General features: G+C 60.3%; 15 protein-coding genes. 9 read left to right on the top strand and 6 right to left on the bottom strand.

All coding sequences use genetic code 11. The features are described 5' to 3' along the window. The first annotated feature begins 20 nt into the window (after positions 1 to 20). Complete coding sequence (locus BLU11_RS17980) at positions 21 to 1,517, top strand: catalase (protein WP_090275730.1); 1,497 nt, start codon at positions 21 to 23, stop codon at positions 1,515 to 1,517. Between the two features lie 77 nt (positions 1,518 to 1,594). On the opposite strand, the gene typA is transcribed toward BLU11_RS17980, so the two are convergent. The 3 genes from typA to BLU11_RS19420 all read right to left on the bottom strand — a co-directional run bounded on the left by typA (position 1,595) and on the right by BLU11_RS19420 (position 5,225). Then, positions 1,595 to 3,406 carry a translational GTPase TypA gene (typA, locus tag BLU11_RS17975; RefSeq protein WP_090275728.1) on the bottom strand — a complete coding sequence of 604 codons (1,812 nt, stop codon included), beginning with the start codon at positions 3,404 to 3,406 and terminating at the stop codon, positions 1,595 to 1,597. 121 nt (positions 3,407 to 3,527) lie between these two features. Further along, positions 3,528 to 4,982 carry a tRNA uracil 4-sulfurtransferase ThiI gene (gene thiI, locus BLU11_RS17970; RefSeq protein WP_090275725.1) on the bottom strand — a complete coding sequence of 485 codons (1,455 nt, stop codon included), beginning with the start codon at positions 4,980 to 4,982 and terminating at the stop codon, positions 3,528 to 3,530. A gap of 87 nt (positions 4,983 to 5,069) precedes the next feature. Then, a complete protein-coding gene (locus BLU11_RS19420; protein WP_172828700.1) occupies positions 5,070 to 5,225 on the bottom strand; it encodes a hypothetical protein in 156 nt (51 codons plus the stop codon). Between the two features lie 96 nt (positions 5,226 to 5,321). Here BLU11_RS19420 and glnA point away from each other — a divergent pair, with 96 nt between their 5' ends. The 4 genes from glnA to ntrC all read left to right on the top strand — a co-directional run bounded on the left by glnA (position 5,322) and on the right by ntrC (position 10,279). Beyond that, a complete protein-coding gene (gene glnA / locus BLU11_RS17965; RefSeq protein WP_090275723.1) occupies positions 5,322 to 6,725 on the top strand; it encodes a glutamate--ammonia ligase in 1,404 nt (467 codons plus the stop codon). Positions 6,726 to 6,894: 169 nt separating this feature from the next. Then, positions 6,895 to 7,524 carry a DUF4124 domain-containing protein gene (locus BLU11_RS17960; protein WP_090275721.1) on the top strand — a complete coding sequence of 210 codons (630 nt, stop codon included), beginning with the start codon at positions 6,895 to 6,897 and terminating at the stop codon, positions 7,522 to 7,524. 239 nt (positions 7,525 to 7,763) lie between these two features. Beyond that, positions 7,764 to 8,849, top strand: a complete 1,086-nt coding sequence (gene glnL, locus BLU11_RS17955) for a nitrogen regulation protein NR(II) (protein WP_090275718.1) — start codon at positions 7,764 to 7,766, stop codon at positions 8,847 to 8,849. Then, entirely contained in the window at positions 8,846 to 10,279 is a 1,434-nt protein-coding gene (ntrC, locus tag BLU11_RS17950; protein ID WP_090275715.1) for a nitrogen regulation protein NR(I), read from the top strand. Before glnL ends, ntrC begins: the two co-directional genes overlap by 4 nt. A 96-nt stretch (positions 10,280 to 10,375) precedes the next feature. Here the strand turns inward: ntrC and BLU11_RS19350 are convergent, their stop codons facing one another. From BLU11_RS19350 to BLU11_RS17940, 3 genes are all read right to left on the bottom strand, one after another. After that, positions 10,376 to 10,513, bottom strand: coding sequence for a hypothetical protein (locus BLU11_RS19350; RefSeq protein ID WP_157718712.1), 138 nt, complete (start codon positions 10,511 to 10,513; stop codon positions 10,376 to 10,378). An 86-nt stretch (positions 10,514 to 10,599) separates the two neighbouring features. After that, positions 10,600 to 11,232 carry a TetR family transcriptional regulator gene (locus BLU11_RS17945; RefSeq protein ID WP_090275712.1) on the bottom strand — a complete coding sequence of 211 codons (633 nt, stop codon included), beginning with the start codon at positions 11,230 to 11,232 and terminating at the stop codon, positions 10,600 to 10,602. A 12-nt stretch (positions 11,233 to 11,244) separates the two neighbouring features. Then, the gene (locus BLU11_RS17940; protein ID WP_090275710.1) at positions 11,245 to 12,021 is read right to left on the bottom strand and encodes an IclR family transcriptional regulator; all 777 of its coding nucleotides are present in this window, start codon (positions 12,019 to 12,021) and stop codon (positions 11,245 to 11,247) included. A 214-nt stretch (positions 12,022 to 12,235) separates the two neighbouring features. Between BLU11_RS17940 and BLU11_RS17935 the strand changes: the two genes are divergently transcribed. Genes BLU11_RS17935 through BLU11_RS17920 form a run of 4 tightly spaced genes read left to right on the top strand, consistent with a single transcriptional unit; the run spans position 12,236 to position 18,540 of the window. Next, a complete protein-coding gene (locus BLU11_RS17935) occupies positions 12,236 to 13,396 on the top strand; it encodes an efflux RND transporter periplasmic adaptor subunit (protein ID WP_157718711.1) in 1,161 nt (386 codons plus the stop codon). Positions 13,397 to 13,406: 10 nt separating this feature from the next. Continuing rightward, the gene (locus tag BLU11_RS17930; RefSeq protein ID WP_090275708.1) at positions 13,407 to 16,559 is read left to right on the top strand and encodes an efflux RND transporter permease subunit; all 3,153 of its coding nucleotides are present in this window, start codon (positions 13,407 to 13,409) and stop codon (positions 16,557 to 16,559) included. Beyond that, positions 16,556 to 17,998: an AdeC/AdeK/OprM family multidrug efflux complex outer membrane factor gene (gene adeC, locus BLU11_RS17925; protein ID WP_090275707.1), complete on the top strand. Its 1,443-nt coding sequence runs from the start codon at positions 16,556 to 16,558 to the stop codon at positions 17,996 to 17,998. Before BLU11_RS17930 ends, adeC begins: the two co-directional genes overlap by 4 nt. Next, positions 17,998 to 18,540 (top strand): acyloxyacyl hydrolase, encoded by a 543-nt coding sequence (locus tag BLU11_RS17920; RefSeq protein WP_090275705.1) that lies wholly within the window; start codon positions 17,998 to 18,000, stop codon positions 18,538 to 18,540. Before adeC ends, BLU11_RS17920 begins: the two co-directional genes overlap by 1 nt. Positions 18,541 to 18,660: the final 120 nt, after the last annotated feature.

Below are 18,660 nucleotides of genomic sequence, written 5' to 3'. Positions count from 1 at the left end.
CCTGACCAAGAGGATGCTCCATGAGTGACACAGACAAGCCAGCGACCGGCTCAACCATGAGTACCGGCGCACCGGCGCCCAGCGATCGCAATTCCCTGACCATCGGCGCCAATGGCCCGATCATGCTTCACGATGTGCATTTTCTCGAGCAGATGGCCCATTTCAACCGTGAGAAAGTGCCTGAGCGCCAGCCACACGCCAAGGGGGCCGGCGCCTTTGGTGTGTTCGAAACCACCGAAGATGTCTCCGCCTATACCAAGGCCGCCATGTTCCAGAATGGCGCCCAGACCGAGATGCTGGCGCGCTTCTCCACCGTCGCCGGAGAAATGGGCAGCCCCGATACCTGGCGGGACGTGCGCGGCTTTTCGCTGAAGTTCTACACAGACGAAGGCAACTACGATCTGGTGGGTAACAACACACCGATCTTCTTCGTGCGTGACCCGATGAAATTTCCCCACTTCATTCGCAGCCAGAAACGCCTGCCCGATTCCGGTCTGCGCGACAACCACATGCAGTGGGACTTCTGGACCAACAATCCCGAATCCGCACACCAGGTGACCTACCTGATGGGCCCGCGCGGCCTGCCCCGCACCTGGCGACATATGAACGGCTATGGCTCACATACCTACATGTGGATCAACACGGCCGGCGAACGCTTCTGGGTCAAGTATCACTTCCATACCGAGCAGGGCATGGCGTTCTTCAGCAACCCCGAGGCCGCCGAGATGGCCGGTATCGATGCGGATTATCATCGCCGTGATCTGTTCGAGGCTATCGCTAAAGGCGAGCACCCGAGCTGGGTGATGTCGGTACAGGTGATGCCCTACGCCGACGCCAGGACCTATCGGTTCAATCCCTTCGACCTGACCAAGATCTGGTCACACAAGGATTACCCGCTGATCAAGGTCGGCCGGATGACCCTCAACCGCAACCCGCAGAACTTCTTCGCCGAAATTGAACAGGCCGCCTTCTCGCCCGGCAACACCGTACCCGGTATTGGCCTGTCGCCGGACAAGATGCTGCTGGGTCGCGCCTTTGCCTACAACGACGCCCAGCGCAACCGTATCGGTACCAATTTCCATCAGCTGCCGGTCAACCGCCCGAAGGTGCAGGTCAACACCTATATGTTCGACGGCCAGATGACGTACGAACACAGCGGCAATGCCCCGGTGTACGCACCCAACAGCGGCGACCGCAGCTGGGCCGATGACACCGGCAAGATGGAAGATGGTTGGGAAGCCGATGGCGATATGGTACGCAGCGCCTACGAACTGCACGCCGAAGACGATGACTTCGGCCAGCCAGGCACGCTGGTGCGCGAGGTATTCAATGACCAGGAACGCGACGGGCTGGTCGAACAGGTAGCTGGCAGCCTGCTCGGCGGGGTGCGCAGTCCGGTACTTGAGCGCGCCTTCGACTATTGGAAGAGCGTCGACCCCGACGTAGGTCGCCGGATCGAAGAGAGGGTGCGAGCAGGTGCTGCCTCCGAGCCCGTTCCGGGAATGGGCGAATCCTGAGACCATTCCACTCCCGGAAATGAAAACACCCCCGCAAGCATTGCCTGCGGGGGTGTTTTTTACGCTTCAGCTCAGAATCAGCTCTTGCTGGCGCGCTTGCGGTCAGTCTCGTTCAGGAACTTCTTGCGCAGACGGATCGACTTGGGCGTTACTTCGACCAGCTCGTCGTCATCGATGAATTCCAGTGCCTGCTCAAGGCTGAACTTGATCGGCGGTACCAGGGCGATGACTTCATCCTTGCCGGAGGCGCGCATGTTGTCGAGCTTTTTGCCCTTGGTGGGGTTGATCACCATGTCAGTATCACGGCTGTGGATGCCGGCCAGCTGACCTTCGTACACTTCCTGGCCAGGCTCGAGGAACAGCTTGCCGCGGCTCTGCAGGGTTTCCAGCGAGTAGGTCAGTGCCTTGCCGGTAGCCATGGAGACCAGTACGCCGTTCTGACGATGGCCAACGTCGCCACCCTTGATCGAGCCGTAGTGGCTGAAGGTCGAGGTCAGGATGCCGGTACCGGAGGTCATGGTCAGGAAGCTGTTGCGGAAACCGATCAGACCACGGGCTGGAATGGTGTATTCCAGACGGACACGGCCCTTGCCATCGGGCGCCATATTGGTCAGATCGCCTTTGCGCAGACCCATCTGTTCCATCAGCGCACCCTGGTGCTGCTCTTCGATGTCGATGATGACGTTCTCGTAGGGCTCCTGCTTCTCGCCGTCGACTACCTTGATGACTACTTCGGGACGGCCAACGGCCAGCTCGAAGCCTTCACGGCGCATGGTTTCGATCAGTACCGACAGGTGCAGCTCGCCACGACCGGAGACCTTGAACTTGTCAGCCGAATCACCTTCTTCGACGCGCAGGGCTACGTTGTGCAGCAGCTCCTTCTCCAGACGCTCCTTGATGTTGCGGCTGGTGACGAACTTGCCTTCCTTGCCGCAGAACGGCGAGTCGTTGACCTGGAAGGTCATGGATACGGTGGGCTCGTCCACGGTCAGCGCCGGCAGCGCTTCGACGTTGTTCATGTCGCACAGGGTATCGGAGATGTACAGCTCATCCATGCCGCTGACACAGACGATGTCGCCGGCCTGGGCTTGTTCCACTTCCACACGCTGCAGACCGGAATGGCCCATGATCTTGAGGATACGACCCTGACGCTTCTTGCCGTCGGCGCCGATGGCGATCACCGGGGTGTTGGTCTTGACCTTGCCGCGGGCAATACGGCCAACGCCGATCACACCGAGGAAGCTGTTGTAGTCCAGCTGGGAAATCTGCATCTGGAACGGGCCGTCCAGGTCAACGCTGGGCGATGGCACGTGGTCGACGATGGCCTGGAACAGCGCATCCATGTTATCTGCCAGATCCTCGTGGTCGAGACCGGACAGGCCATTCAGGGCGCTGGCGTAAACGATCGGGAAGTCCAGCTGCTCTTCGGTGGCACCCAGGTTATCGAACAGGTCGAAGATCTGGTCAACAACCCAATCAGGGCGCGCGCCCGGGCGGTCGATCTTGTTCACTACCACGATCGGGTTCAGGCCGGCCTGGAAGGCTTTCTGGGTCACGAAGCGGGTCTGCGGCATGGGGCCGTCGATGGAGTCGACCACCAACAGTACGCAGTCGACCATGCTCATCACGCGCTCGACTTCACCACCGAAGTCGGCGTGGCCGGGGGTGTCAACGATGTTGATGTCGTAGTCTTTCCACTTCAGCGCGGTGTTCTTGGCCAGGATGGTGATACCACGTTCCTTTTCCTGGTCGTTACTGTCCATTACGCGCTCGTTCTCGAGCTCCTTGCGGTCCAGCGTGCCGGACAGACGCAGCAGCTTATCCACCAACGTGGTCTTGCCGTGGTCGACGTGGGCGATAATGGCTATGTTTCGGAGATTCTCGATCACTGTGGAGGTCCTGAATTGCGCGGCAAACAGCCGGCTGACTGAAAAAATGAGTTCGGCATTATACAGACACTGACATGACAGTGTATGTTTTTTGAACGAAATTGCGCGACCGCCGGTAGATTCATGGGGTCGATAGACGCAGAACTCTTACGTTGTCATGCCCGCGGTCCAGCAGATACTGGGCATGCAGTTGGCTCATTACACCTTTTTCGCAGTACAGAAGATAGGCCCGACCCGGGTCCAGCTCGGCGAAACGACTGTTCAACCGGTAGAAAGGCACGACCTGCACCTCGATGCCGTCGAGCGTCAGCGGGCGGGCTTCCTGCTCGTCCGGCGGGCGGATATCCAGCACCACCTGCCCGGCCAGCGCCTGCTGTACCACTTCTACTTCGGAGCCTTCCATATCCAGCTCCAGATCGCAGCAATCGGTATGGGTGGCCTGCAGCACGGCCTCGTCCAGCAGGGCGAAATTGAAGCCGGCTTCGGCAGCAGCGACCTTGGCCGGATTGGTGTGGATATCCGGGCTGACCGAAATCACCCCGCAATACTCGGGCATGCTGGCGGAGAACGCCTCGGTACCGATGCGCCGGGCGGTTCTGATGATCTCGGTCTTGCTGGTGGTGATCAGCGGGCGCAGCACCAACAGCTCGCTGGCCTGATCGATAACCGCCAGGTTCGGCAGGGTCTGGCTGGACACCTGGGCGATGGCCTCGCCGGTTACCAGCGCCTGGTAGCCGCGGCGAAAGGCGACGCGATTGGCCGCGCGCAGCATCATGCGCTTGAGCACCACGCCCATCTGGCTGTTTTCCACGTTCTCCAGAATGTCCGCCACCACGCCCTCGAAGGGCACACTGATGAAGCGCAGGCGATGGCTGGCAGCGTAGCGCTCCCACAGATGGTGCGCGACCTGACGCACGCCCAGCTCGTGGGCACGACCGCCGAGGTTGAAGAACACGAAATGCGGCAGCAGCCCGCGCTGCAACATCTGATAGCTGGCCACGGTGGAATCGAAACCACCGGACATCAGGCTCAAGACCGGCTCCATGGTACCCAGCGGGAAACCACCCATGCCCTCGTGCCGCGCCTGAATCAGGAACACCCGCTGATTGCGAATCTCCAGCTGCACCTGTACCTCGGGCTCGCGCAGGGAGACTCCGAGCGCACCGGTCTGCTCCATCAAGCGGCTACCGATAAGGCGATTGACGTCGGTCGAGCTGAACGGGTGATGACCCACCCGCTTGCAGCGCACGGCAAAGGTCTTGCCATCCAGCTCCGCACCGAAGCACTCCACGCAGAGCTGCGCCAGTTCATCCAGCGGCCCGAGCGGGTATTCGTGCACCTCATTGAAGTGGGCAATACCGGGCGTGTTACGCAAACGCTCGATAATCCGTGTCTGCAGCGCAGGATCGTCCGTCACACTGAGTTCAAGGCTGTCCCAGTCGCCAGTGATACGGACCCCGGGATCGATCTGTGGCAGTAATACCCGCAGATTCTTTTTCAGTTGCTGAACAAAGCGCTTGCGCACCTGACGAGACTTGATAGTGATTTCGGGGAAGAACTTGATGATCAGTTTCATAATTGGCAGGTCAATATGGGTCAGCGGTGCAAAAGCGACGCAGTATACCTGCGCTGGCGGTAGTCTGCTTGCGCCATGCAAAACCGCTCAGCGCATCAATATGGTGCGCGACAGCTGTTCCACGCACCCATTAAGTGCGCGATAATGCTGCCCACTCCCTATGGTGATCGGCCAACCGCGCTGCAGCAGGGTGTTCAGCGGCTTGGCGATAGTGGCACAGCTTTTGCTGCTTCGGTTGCGCACAGCTTGTAACACCCGCGGAGCGTATCGAACGCCGCATGAATTTAATAGACAGGCGCCAGGCTGTTACCTGGAAAATGATTCCTTCTGGAGAAGAACATGTCGAAAGCGATTCAACTGATCAACGAATTTGACGTGAAGTGGGTTGACCTGCGCTTCACCGATACCAAGGGCAAGCAACAGCATGTGACCATGCCGGCCCGCGATGCCAACGAGGACTTCTTCGAAGAAGGCAAGATGTTCGATGGCTCCTCGATTGCCGGCTGGAAAGGCATTGAAGCGTCCGACATGATTCTTATGCCTGATGACAACACTGCGGTGCTCGACCCTTTCACCGAAGAGCCGACGCTGATCATCGTCTGCGACATCATCGAACCGGCCACCATGCAGCGCTATGATCGCGACCCACGCAGTATCGCCCGCCTGGCTGAGGAATACCTGAAGTCCACCGGCATCGGCGACACCGCTTTTTTCGGCCCGGAGCCTGAGTTCTTCATTTTTGATGAAGTGAAGTTCAAGTCCGATATCTCCGGCTCGATGTTCAAGATCTACTCCGAGCAGGCCTCCTGGAATACCGATTCCTCCTTCGAGACCGGCAACAAGGGCCACCGTCCCGGCGTCAAGGGCGGCTACTTTCCGGTGGCGCCGGTCGATCACGACCATGAAATCCGCACCGCCATGTGTAACGCACTGGAGGAAATGGGTCAGGTCGTGGAAGTACACCACCATGAAGTGGCCACTGCCGGCCAGAACGAGATCGGTGTGCAATTCAACACACTGGTCAGCAAAGCCGACGAAGTGCAGAACCTGAAATATGTAGTGCACAACGTCGCCGATGCTTATGGCAAGACCGCTACCTTCATGCCCAAGCCGCTGTATGGCGACAACGGTTCCGGCATGCATGTACACATCTCGATCAGCAAGGACGGCAAGAACACCTTCTCTGGTGAAGGCTATGCCGGCCTGTCCGACACTGCGCTGTATTTCATCGGCGGCATCATCAAGCACGGCAAGGCACTGAATGCCTTCACCAACCCGTCGACCAACTCCTACAAGCGCCTGGTGCCCGGTTTCGAAGCACCGGTGATGCTCGCCTATTCGGCTCGCAACCGCTCTGCCTCGATCCGCATTCCGCATGTATCCAGCCCCAAGGCACGACGCATCGAAGCGCGTTTCCCGGATCCGGCTGCCAACCCCTACCTGGCTTTTGCGGCGCTGCTGATGGCCGGCCTGGACGGCATCCAGAACAAGATCCACCCCGGCGACGCAGCGGACAAGAACCTGTACGACCTGCCTCCGGAAGAAGCCAGCCAGATCCCGCAGGTGTGCGGCAGCCTCAAGGAAGCGCTGGAAGCACTGGATGCTGATCGCGAGTTCCTGACCAAGGGCAGCGTGTTCACCGACGAGTTCATCGACACCTTCCTGGAGCTGAAGGCAGCCGAGGAACTCAAGGTACGCACCTTCGTTCATCCGCTGGAATATGATCTGTATTACAGCGTCTGATTCGTTGCTGCAGTGAACCGGAAGGCGCCCGACAGGGGCGCCTTTTTTGTAAGCCCGCGACGGTCGGCTCTACCTGATGCCTGAACGGCGTCACAATGGAGCATTGAGTACTTGTCACGACAAGGATTGAGTGCAAGGCTTAGGCAATCATCGAAGGAGTGACATATCCATGATCCGGCTACCGCTGCCCGGCACCCTGTGTGCCCTGCTACTGCTGACCAGCCCTGCATCGGCGCAGATCTATTCCTGGACCGATGCGCAAGGAAATCGCATCTATTCCGACCAGCCCCGCCCCGGAGCCAATGCTGTCGAGCTGGGACCGACCAATGTCATCGAGTCGCCACCTGTCGCCACGCCGGCGCGCAGCAACGGCCCGCAGACCGACACCTCCCTCAACGCCAACTTCTACCGTGAACTGAACATCAGCAGCCCTGCGCACGACAGCAATATCCGCAGCAACGAAGGTGATCTGACGCTGGCGGTGCAAACCGACCCTCCGCTCAGCGGCAGCCATCTGTTGCGCGTTTCCATTGACGGCACCTTGAGCGGTGCCGGCGTGCCAGGTAACGGTGCAGCGGTACAACAGCTGACGGTGCGCAATATCGACCGCGGCAGCCATCAGATCGCCGTTGCCGTGGTCAATGCGCGCGGCGAGGAACTGCAACGCAGCTCACCGATCACTGTGCACCTGCAACGCACCTCACTCAACCAACCCGGTCGCGGCGGTGCCAACCAGGCGCCCAGAGCGCCCGCCGCACCCCGTGCGCCAAACGTGCCCAGACCGGGAACCGGCGGCTGAGCTTCTCGCGCGCACCATTCTGGTGCGCATGCACACCTATCGTGCCATAGTGACGGACCGGCCGTGCGCTTGCCCAGTCGGGTCCTGAGCGATGTATCGCCGGCGGCCTGCGGGCCGATGGTCAACCTCGGCCCAAACCACGAGCGATCTGGATAGCACTCGCCGATCTGGTTCACTTCTTGCAGTTCGCTTATGGCAACCCTTGCGGACAGCCGCCCCAGCGTCGTGGATATTAACCTATGCTACCTGACCATTTCCTGCGCCAGATACTGGACAACCTCACTACCGCAGTATTGCTGCTGGATGATGGGTTGCGGGTCAATTACATGAACCCCGCTGCCGAGATACTGCTGGAAGTCAGCGGCCAACGGGTCACCGGCCAGCGCCTCGACACCCTGTTCAGCGATTCGGCGGAGTCATTGCAATCTCTGCACGATACAGTGGCCAACGGGCATCCATTCACCAAGCGCGAAGCACAGCTGAACCTGCCCAATGGTCAGACCCTGGTGGCCGATTACTCGGTCACACCGGTCAGCGCGCTGGAGTCCAGCTGGGTATTGCTCGAGCTGTTGCCCCGGGATCGCCTGCTGCGTATTACCAAGGAAGAGGCGCAACTGGCCAAGCAGGAAGTGACCCGGGTACTGGTACGCGGGCTGGCCCATGAGATCAAGAATCCCCTGGGAGGCATTCGCGGTGCGGCTCAGTTGCTGGCGCGTGAGCTGCCCGATGATGAACTGCAGGACTACACCGACGTGATCATTCAGGAAGCCGATCGTCTGCGCAATCTGGTTGATCGCATGCTCGGTCCGTACCAGCCGCCGCAGCTCAGCTGCATCAATATCCACGAAATCACCGAACATGTCTGCAGCCTGGTGGAGGCCGAGACCCAGGGCGATCTGCAGATCCTGCGCGATTACGATCCGAGCATTCCGGATCTCATGGTCGACCGCGAACAACTGATTCAAGCGGTGCTCAACATAGTGCGTAACGCCATGCAGGCGCTGCTGGCGGCCCCGGGCACACCGAATGGCCAGATCACCCTGCGTACCCGCACGCTGCGCCAGTTCACTATCGGCCCGAAGCGCCATCGGCTGATCTGCCGGTTGGAAATCACCGACAACGGCCCCGGTATCGCGCCAGGCATCATCGACAGCATCTTCTATCCGATGGTCAGCGGCCGCGCTGAGGGTACCGGCCTCGGCCTGTCGATCACCCAGAACATCATTACTCGACACCACGGCCTGATTGAATGCGAAAGCGTGCCGGGCCGCACTGTATTTACCCTGTTTCTGCCGCTGGAAACCACTCCGGGAGAAGATGAATGAACCGCACCGATAACGTCTGGATCGTTGATGATGACCGCTCCATCCGCTGGGTACTGGAAAAGGCCCTGCAGCAGGATGGCGTGCAGCCGGTATGCTTCGAGAGTGCCGACAGCGCCTTGGCAAGGCTGAACCGTCAGCAGCGCCCGGACGTTCTCATCAGCGACATCCGCATGCCCGGTACCAGCGGGCTGGAGTTGCTGTCGAGCATTCGCGAGCGGCATCCGAAACTGCCAGTCATCATCATGACCGCCCATTCCGATCTGGACAGCGCCGTGGCCTCCTATCAGGGCGGTGCCTTCGAGTATCTGCCCAAACCCTTCGATGTCGACGAAGCGGTATCGCTGGTGCGCCGGGCGCTGGCCCACAGCCGCGAGCAGGATGACCTGGAAACAGGCGACAGCATCAGCCACACGCCGGAAATCATCGGCGAAGCGCCCGCCATGCAGGAGGTATTCCGCGCCATCGGCCGGCTGTCGCACTCCAACATCACGGTACTGATCAACGGCGAATCCGGCACCGGCAAGGAACTGGTCGCCCATGCCCTGCACCGTCACAGTCCACGGGCACGCAACCCCTTCATCGCCCTGAACATGGCGGCTATCCCCCATGATCTGATGGAGTCTGAACTCTTCGGGCACGAGAAAGGCGCCTTCACCGGCGCCGCCGTGCAGCGCCGCGGGCGCTTCGAACAGGCCGATGGCGGCACCCTGTTCCTCGACGAGATCGGCGACATGCCCGCCGAAACCCAGACCCGACTGCTGCGGGTGCTGGCGGACAGCGAGTTCTACCGGGTTGGTGGGCACACGCCGATCAAGGTGGACGTGCGTATCATTGCCGCCACCCATCAGAACCTGGAAGATCTGGTCCAGGCCGGTAAATTCCGCGAAGACCTGTTCCACCGCCTGAATGTGATCCGCATTCACATTCCACGGCTGTCCGAACGGCGGGAGGATATTCCGGCGCTGGCCCAGCACTTCCTGTCCAGAGCGGCTCAGGAGCTGGCCGTAGAGCCCAAGGTGCTCACGCCACAGACCCAGGACTATCTGCGCAGCCTGCCATGGCCGGGTAACGTGCGCCAGCTGGAAAATACCTGCCGCTGGATCACCGTCATGGCCTCCAGTCGCGAAGTCCTGGTCGAGGATCTGCCCCCGGAATTGCTTACCCAACAGCGGGATGGAGCAGTCGATGCCAACTGGGAGCAGAGCTTGCGCTCCTGGGCCGATCAGGAGCTGGCCCGTGGTACCACCCAATTGCTCGATCAGGCGGTGCCCGCGTTCGAGCGCATCATGATCGAGGTCGCTCTCAAACATACTGCTGGCAGACGCCGGGATGCTGCGCAATTGCTGGGCTGGGGACGCAACACCCTGACCCGCAAGATCAAGGATCTGGGCCTGGATGTCGATGGCGCAGACGATGATGAAACCGAATGATCATGCTGCTGCAACCAAACTGGCACACTAACTGCTTAATCTGAAATGGGTGTACTTGGGGTGGCTCCGGTTCAGGCAGGCCGGGGTCGCCTTTTTTTATTTCATCATGACTCCAGCACCAAACTTCGCAACGACCTTGACCCGCACCTCGTTGGACCGGGGCGCAGAAAGCGTCATCTCTTCAATCGTGAAATCCTGGCCCTGGGCATGGGTTACGGCTGCTTGAATCTTCATGCCTGACTCCGATTGTGAAAGATTGTCCGAAACGAACCGCCACTACCAGGCAAGCACCGGGCCAGAACTTCTGTGTCCACTTGAAATCAACGGAGTCCAATCGTTTCCAAACGCAGCCAATGCACCGGCGGATTGAGTAGCAAATGTCGCAATGTGTCGAGCATGGCGGCTATTTTTTTCTGGCTCGGTCCAGCCTCTTGCAGGCATTCGAACAGCAGTCCGGAGATACAGCTCTGGAATACGTCACAGACCAGCTCGACATCGAGATGTTCGGACAGCTCACCGTCGGCCATGCCATTGTCCAGCAGTACGCGCAGCTGCCCAATGAAGCTGCTGCGGATCTCTTGCAAACGCGACGCCACCGGGTCGTAACCGGCCACCCGCTCGCTTTTATGCAGCATGATCCTGGACAACCGACGCGATATATCATCGTTCATGGTTTCTTCCAGTGCCTGACATAGCAGCTCCCAGCCAGGCACGAAGGCGATTCCCGAAGGAATAGCTCGCTCAAATGGCAGCGGTTGCTCATTCAGCAAGGCTTGCAGCAGGCCCTGCTTGCCCTTGAAGTGCCAATAGATAGCACCTCGGGTGATCCCGGCTTCCTGCGCTACCTCTTCCAGCGTGGCGCCGGCAATACCTTCACGGCAGAACACCTTGGCCGCAGCACTGATAATGCTCTGCCGCGTGTGCGCAGCGTCCTCACTGTTTCTTCGAGCCATGGTCACTGATTCTCAATTTTTTCCCAGAACGTGGCCGATAGCCCGCTCTATATCCTGCTTGCAGCGCAGCAACGTCTCGCTGACCGGACCAACCCCGGACAGCATCCGCGCCGTTGGCCCCACTACAGCCAGGGAGAACAACCCCAGGTAGGTTTCCAGAGCCACAGCACATGAACCCACCCCATCGATACACTCGTCCATATCACTGCTGATTTTCTGCTGACGAACATGTTCCATCTGCTTGAGTAGCTGAGACAGGTTGAGTGTCTTCTCGGTGAGCGCGGGCAGCGACGTAGGCAGCAGACTACGCAGGCTGGCTTCAGGCATTTCGCTGAGCAGCACCTTGCCAGCGGACGTCGCATACGCTGGCGCGTAGACACCGATGGGGAATACCACCCGCAGCTCACGCTCGGCAACGATACGATCAATGATGTAGATCTTGTCGCCCGACAGCGAACATAGGCACACCGACTCCTGCAACTGGTCGGACAATTCATGGAGATAGGGCCGGGTCAGAGAAATGATGTCGATCTGGGTCTGATTGATAAGTTGGCCCAGCGCCGGCCCAAGCCGCACGCCACCCGGACCGGTGTGTTCCACCAGCATTTCGTCGGCCAGGGCATTGATGATGCGCTGCACCGTGGATCGCGGCAGATCCACTTCCTGGGCGATGGCCGCGAGGCTCAGACCCTGCGGGGCGTTACCCAAGGCACGCATGATCTGCGCGGCCCGGGCAATCACCTGGATGCCTGCCTGCCTGGGGTGATCCGGTTCATGTGGTTGACTCATTCTTTTCTCCATAAATACGGCGCTCGTACCGAATCACAATGCCGGGGTCGGCACACACTGCTCTGCTGCCCCCTGATATACCTGAGCTTGCATGCTTTTACCACGTCAAAACCCGATCGCAGACGTATCGCCTTGCAAAAACCCTTACACAAAAAACCGTTTGTCGATACACTATACCGCATTACGATACATACCGTTTATACCGAATGGAGAAATGCCGGTGAAGTACTCACGATTTTTGCTCGTTGCAAAGGTAGCCCCTTTGGCAGCGCTAACGCTGTTTCTGGCTGGCTGCGGCCAGCCGACCGATGAGCAATCACAGGCCCCACGCACCCCGGAAGTCGGGGTATATACCGTTGAGGCCAAGGCACTGACACTGACTACCGACCTGCCCGGACGTACCAGCGCCTACCGCGTCGCCGAAGTCCGCCCGCAGGTCACCGGCATTCTGCAGGAGCGATTGTTCACCGAAGGCTCTGAGGTCAAACAGGGTCAACAGCTGTATCAGATTGACCCACGCACCTATGAAGCTCAGCTGGCACGGGCCGAAGCCAACCTGAAGACTGCGGAAAATCTGGCCAAGCGTTATGAGCGTCTGCTCAGCACCAACGCCGTCAGTCAGCAGCAATATGATGACGCCATGGCCGGCTGGCAACAGGCCCGTACGGCGGTGGAAGTGGCACGCATCGATGTGCAGTACACCAAGGTGTTGTCACCGATCTCCGGCCAGGTCGGCCGCTCGGCGGTCACCGAGGGTGCGCTGGTCACCAACGGCCAGCCACAGGAACTGGCCACCGTGACTCAGCTGGACCCCATCCATGTCGACGTCAGTCAGCCCATCACCAGCCTGTTACGACTGCAAAGTGCTTTGGAATCCGGCCGCCTGCAGTCCAGCGGAGAAAATCAGGCAAGGGTCAGGTTGCAGCTGGATGACGGCAGTGCCTATCCCCTACCCGGTACGCTGAAATTCTCTGAGGTGACGGTCGACCCAAGCACTGGCGCCGTGACCCTGCGCGCCGAGTTCCCCAACCCTGACCGCAAGCTGTTACCCGGCATGTTCGTACGCGCGCAATTGCAGGAGGGGGTGCAGGAAAATGCCATCCTGGTGCCGCAACAGGCGGTATTCCGCGATACCCGCGGGGTGGCCAACGCCTGGGTAGTCAAAGCCGACAACACGGTTGAGCAGCGCGAGCTGGAAACCCTGCGCACCGTCGGCAATGCCTGGTTGATCGGCAGCGGTATCAATGATGGCGAGCGTGTAATCACCGAGGGTCTGCAGTTGGTGCGCAATGGCATCGAAGTCGCTCCGGTTGCGGCCGGCAATATCAATCTGGTTGCCGAGTTTGGCCTGCCGGTCACCGCCGCAGCCAACTGAGGAGAGCCCCATGCCGCATTTTTTCATTGACCGGCCGATCTTCGCCTGGGTCCTGGCCATCGTAGTGATGATCGCCGGTGCCCTGTCGTTGAAAACCTTGCCGATCAGCCAGTACCCCAATATCGCCGCCCCGGCAGTGAGTATCAGCGTCGCCTACCCCGGCGCCTCGGCGGAAACCGTGCAGGACACAGTGGTACAGGTCATCGAGCAACAGCTCAGTGGTCTGGATGGGTTCCGCTATATGTCCTCAAACAGTAACTCCGATGGCAGCGCGCAGATCATCGTGACCTTCGAGCAGGGCACCGATCCTGACATTGCCCAGGTGCAGGTGCAGAACAAGCTGCAGCTCGCCACTCCAAAACTGCCCGAGGAGGTTCAGCGCCAGGGCATCCGGGTGGTCAAGTATCAGGTCAATTTCATGCAGATCATCGCTCTGGTCGATGAAAGCGGGCGCATGGATAACTTCGACCTGGGCAACTATATCGCCTCCAACCTGCAGGACCCGATCTCACGTATCGAGGGCGTCGGCGACTTCATGTTGCTCGGCTCACAGAATGCCATGCGCATCTGGCTGGATCCGACCAAGCTCAACAGCTATCAATTGACGCCTGGCGATGTGGCCCAGGCCATCCGCGAACAGAACGTGCAGGTTTCTTCTGGCCAGCTCGGCGGCCTGCCCGCGCATTCCAACGTACAGCTCAATGCGACGGTGATCGGCAGCACCCGCCTGAGCACGGCTGACGAGTTCCGCGAAATTCTCATCAAGGTCAACCAGGACGGCTCTCAGGTCCGCGTCAAGGATGTTGCCGAGGTCGGTCTGGGCGCCGACAGTTACGCCATCTCGGGCAACTTCAACGGTTCCCCCGCTGCCGGTATTGCCGTACGCCTGGCGCCTGGCGGCAACTTGCTGGAGACCGTCAAGAGCGTCCGCGCGGTGCTGGATCAGCAGGAAGCCTTTCTGCCCAATGGAGTGAAGATAGTCTATCCCTACGACACCACGCCGGTGGTCGAAGCGTCGATCAGCTCGGTGGTACATACCATCATCGAGGCCATTGTGCTGGTATTCCTGGTGATGTACCTGTTCCTGCAGAGCTTCCGCGCCACGCTGATTCCGACCCTGGCCGTGCCGGTGGTCTTGCTCGGCACCTTCGCCCTGTTGCCGCTGTTCGGCCTGAATATCAACGTGCTGACCATGTACGCCATGGTGCTGGCCATCGGTCTGCTGGTGGATGATGCCATCGTGGTGGTGGAGAACGTCGAACGTCTGATGCATGACGAAGGGCTGTCGCCACTGGAGGCCACGCGCAAATCCATGCACCAGATCAAGGGTGCGCTGGTCGGTATCGGCATGGTGCTGTCCGCGGTGTTCATTCCGATGGCCTTTTTTGGCGGTTCCGCCGGCATTATCTACCGCCAGTTTGCAGCCACCATCGTGATCGCCATGAGCCTCTCGGTGCTGACCGCGCTGATCTTCACCCCTGCGTTGTGCGCCACCTTCCTCAAAGCCCCCGAACCCGGTGCGCATCAGGAGAAGAAAGGCTTCTTCGGCTGGTTCAACCGTCTCTTCGATCGGGGCACCCAACGCTTCGAACGGGGTGTTGGCGGCATGTTGCATAGGCGCGGCCGCTATCTGCTGGTGTTTCTGCTGACCGTCGGTGGCACCGGCTGGCTATACACCCAGATACCCGGTGCCTTCCTGCCTGACGAGGACCAGAGCCTGCTGATGGTGGAAGTGCGCATGCCCGCCAACAGCTCGGCCGAGCGCACCGAAGCGGTGCTGACCGAGGTACGCAATTACATGCTGGAGGATGAACAGGTCATTGTCGATTCTGTGATGACCGTCAACGGCTTCAACTTCGCCGGCCGGGGCCAGAATTCGGGTATGGCCTTCGTCCAGCTCAAGGATTGGGCGGAACGCAGCGATTCCGGCCAGGACGTATTCAGCCTTGCCCAGCGCGCCCAGCAACGTTTTGCCCAGATCAAGGATGGCCAGGTACTGGTCTTCCCGCCACCGGCAATTCTGGAAATGGGTAACGCCATGGGCTTCAACTTCTATCTGCAGGATAATAGCGGGTTGGGGCACAACCAACTGATGGCCGCCCGGGATCAATTCCTGACGCTGGCCAACCAGGACCCGGTGCTGATGGCCGTACGCCCCAACGGCAAGGATGACGAACCGCAGTTCCGCGTCAATATCGACCGCGAGAAGGCCCGCGCCCACTCGCTGAGCATCGCCGCGATCAACGAAACCATGTCCGCCGCCTGGGGGTCGATGTACGTCAACGACTTCAACGACCAGGGCCGGGTAAAACGGGTCTATCTGCAAGGCAATATGGACTCGCGCCTGGCCCCCGAGGACTTCGACAAATGGTACGTGCGCAACCAGCAGGGCGAGATGATCCCGTTTGCCTCCTTCGCTACCGGCCAGTGGACCTACGGCTCGCCGAAGATGGAGCGCTACAACGGCATTTCCTCGGTGGAAATCCTCGGCCAGCCGGCGCCCGGCTACAGTACCGGCGATGCCATGCTGGCCATCGAGCGGATCATGCAGGAACTGCCACCGAGTATTGGCCTTGCCTATACCGGCCTGTCCTATGAGGAAATCCAGACCGGCGGCCAGGCACCGATGCTCTACGCGCTGACCGTGCTGATCGTATTTCTGTGCCTGGCCGCGCTGTATGAGAGCTGGTTGGTCCCGGTCGCGGTGATTCTGGTGGTACCGCTGGGCATCATTGGTGCGGTATCGGCCACATTGATGCGTGACCTGACCGCCGATGTGTACTTCCAGATCGGCCTGATGACTACCGTCGGCCTGACTGCGAAGAACGCCATCCTGATCGTCGAGTTTGCCAAGGACCTGTATGAAAACCAGGGCCGCAGTCTGGTGCAGGCCGCCATCGAAGCCTCTCGGCTGCGACTGCGTCCGATCCTGATGACGTCGCTGGCCTTCACCTGCGGGGTAATGCCCATGGCGCTGGCCAGCGGTGCCGGCCAGGGCAGTCAGCACTCGATCGCGACTGGCGTGGTCGGCGGGATGATCACCGCCACAGTACTGGTGGTGTTCTTCGTGCCGCTGTTCTTCGTGCTGGTGGTCAAGTTGTTTGAAGGCAAGAAAGGCAAAGCTGCTGTGGAAGATGCCAGCACCGCAGGAGACACGCTATGAAAATCCGCTATCTGACCCTGGCTGTCGCCCTCGGTTTGTCCGGCTGCAGCCTGATCCCTGAGTACCAGCAACCGGCCTCGCCGGTAGCCGATGGCTGGCCGCAAGGCGCAGCCTATGCCGGAGCGGAGCCCACCGCTGCTGGCGCGATGCCGCTGGATCGGCGCACGTTCTTTCAGAACCCGCAGTTGCAGCAACTGCTTGATCTGGCGCTGGAAAACAACCGCGACCTGCGCCAGGCCGCGCTGAATGTCGAGTCCTACCGGGCACTGTATCGCATCCAGCGCTCCGAACTGCTGCCCAGCATCGGCGTGGATGGCAGCGGCAACCGGCAACGGCTACCCAGTGACCTGTCGCCCTCTGGCGAGTCCGGCATCAACAGCCAGTACAGCGTCGGCCTCGGCACCAGTGCCTGGGAACTGGACTTGTTCGGGCGGATACGCAGCCTTCAAGGTGCTGCGCTGGAACGTTATCTGGCTACCGAAGAGGCACAGCGCAGCGTGCAGATTGCGCTGGTCAGCGACGTGGCCAGTGCCTGGCTGGCGTGGAATACCGACCACGCCCTGCTGGAGCTGACCCAAGCCACGCTGGACAGCTACCGCGAGAGCCTGGAGATGGTCGAAGCCAGCCATGCCGGTGGCATTGCCTCGGCACTGGATGTACGTCAGGCCCGCAGTCTGGTGGAACAGGCCCGGGTACAACTGGCGCTGTATACGCGCCAACTGGCCGAAGACCACAATGCCCTGCAGTTGCTGATGGGCACCAGCATCCCGTCGGAGTTGCTGCTGGGCACCGAGCTGGATGCACCCTTGCTGGCCGACCTGCCCGCTGGCCTGCCGGCGGATGTATTGCAGCAACGGCCGGACATCCGCGCTGCTGAGCATCAGCTGCGCGCCGCCAACGCCGATATCGGCGCAGCCCGCGCTGCGTTCTTTCCCAGCATCAGCCTGACCGCCTCCGCCGGTACCGCCAGCGCTGACCTGGATGGCCTGTTCGACGGCGGCTCCGGCGCCTGGAGCTTTATTCCGCAGATCAATATTCCAATCTTCACTGCGGGCCGGCTCAGAGCCAACCTGGAGTACAGCGAGATCCAGCGGGATATCAACGTTGCCCAGTATGAACAGAGCATTCAGACCGCCTTCCGTGAAGTGAGTGATGGACTGGCCGCACGGGGCACCTTTGATGAACAGCTGCAGGCGCAGAACGACCTGGTGGTGACCACCAGCGAGTATTACGAGCTGGCCCAGCAACGTTATGACGAGGGCGTCGACAACTATCTGGTAGTGCTCGATGCCCAGCGGGAGCTGTTCGCCTCGCAGCAACAGCAGCTTGCCTACCGCCTGCAACAGCTGACCAGCGAAGTGGCCCTGTATCGCGCCCTGGGTGGCGGCTGGCAATCCGCGGAGGCCCCGGCACCACAGACAACCAACAAGGAGACCTGATGAGCAAGCACTATAAACTGACCGCCCTGACCCTGGCAGCACTGGCGAGTACTGCCCTGGTCGTGGCTCCGATACACGCCGATGACAGCGACAATCACATTTCCGCCTCCGTCGGCGCTACCAGCCAGGGTGAAATGACCTGGCGCGCCAGCCTGTCCCACGACTGGGACAAGCACTGGTGGCAAAGCGACCGGGGCTACCTTACCGGGTACTGGGACACCGCTTACACCTATTGGGAGGGCAGCGACGCCTCGGGCGCGCACTCCCTGTCGTTCAGCCCGGTGCTGGTTTACCAGTTCAATGGCAACCGCGTGCGTCCATTTGTCGAGTTTGGTATCGGTGTATCCCTGTTCTCCTCGACCGATGTGGGCGAGCGTGACATGGGCTCGGCCTTCCACTTCGAAGACCGTCTCGGCGCCGGTGTGGTACTGCCGGGCGGCAGCCGCCTCGGCGTACGCGCTATCCACTACTCCAACGCCGGGATAAAACAGCCGAACGAAGGCATTGAAAGCTACGCGCTGTTCTACAGCCACGCGTTCTGATTATTTGATAAATATCGGCAGATCACAAAAAAGGCAGCCCACACCGGGGCTGCCTTTTTTATGCCGCTACCGCCCTATCCTTCTACGTCCACGCTCGGCAATTCAGTTACACTCAGCTGC

The organism is Halopseudomonas litoralis (assembly GCF_900105005.1).
Lineage (GTDB): Bacteria > Pseudomonadota > Gammaproteobacteria > Pseudomonadales > Pseudomonadaceae > Halopseudomonas > Halopseudomonas litoralis.
This window is presented reverse-complemented; position numbering and strand designations above follow the sequence as displayed.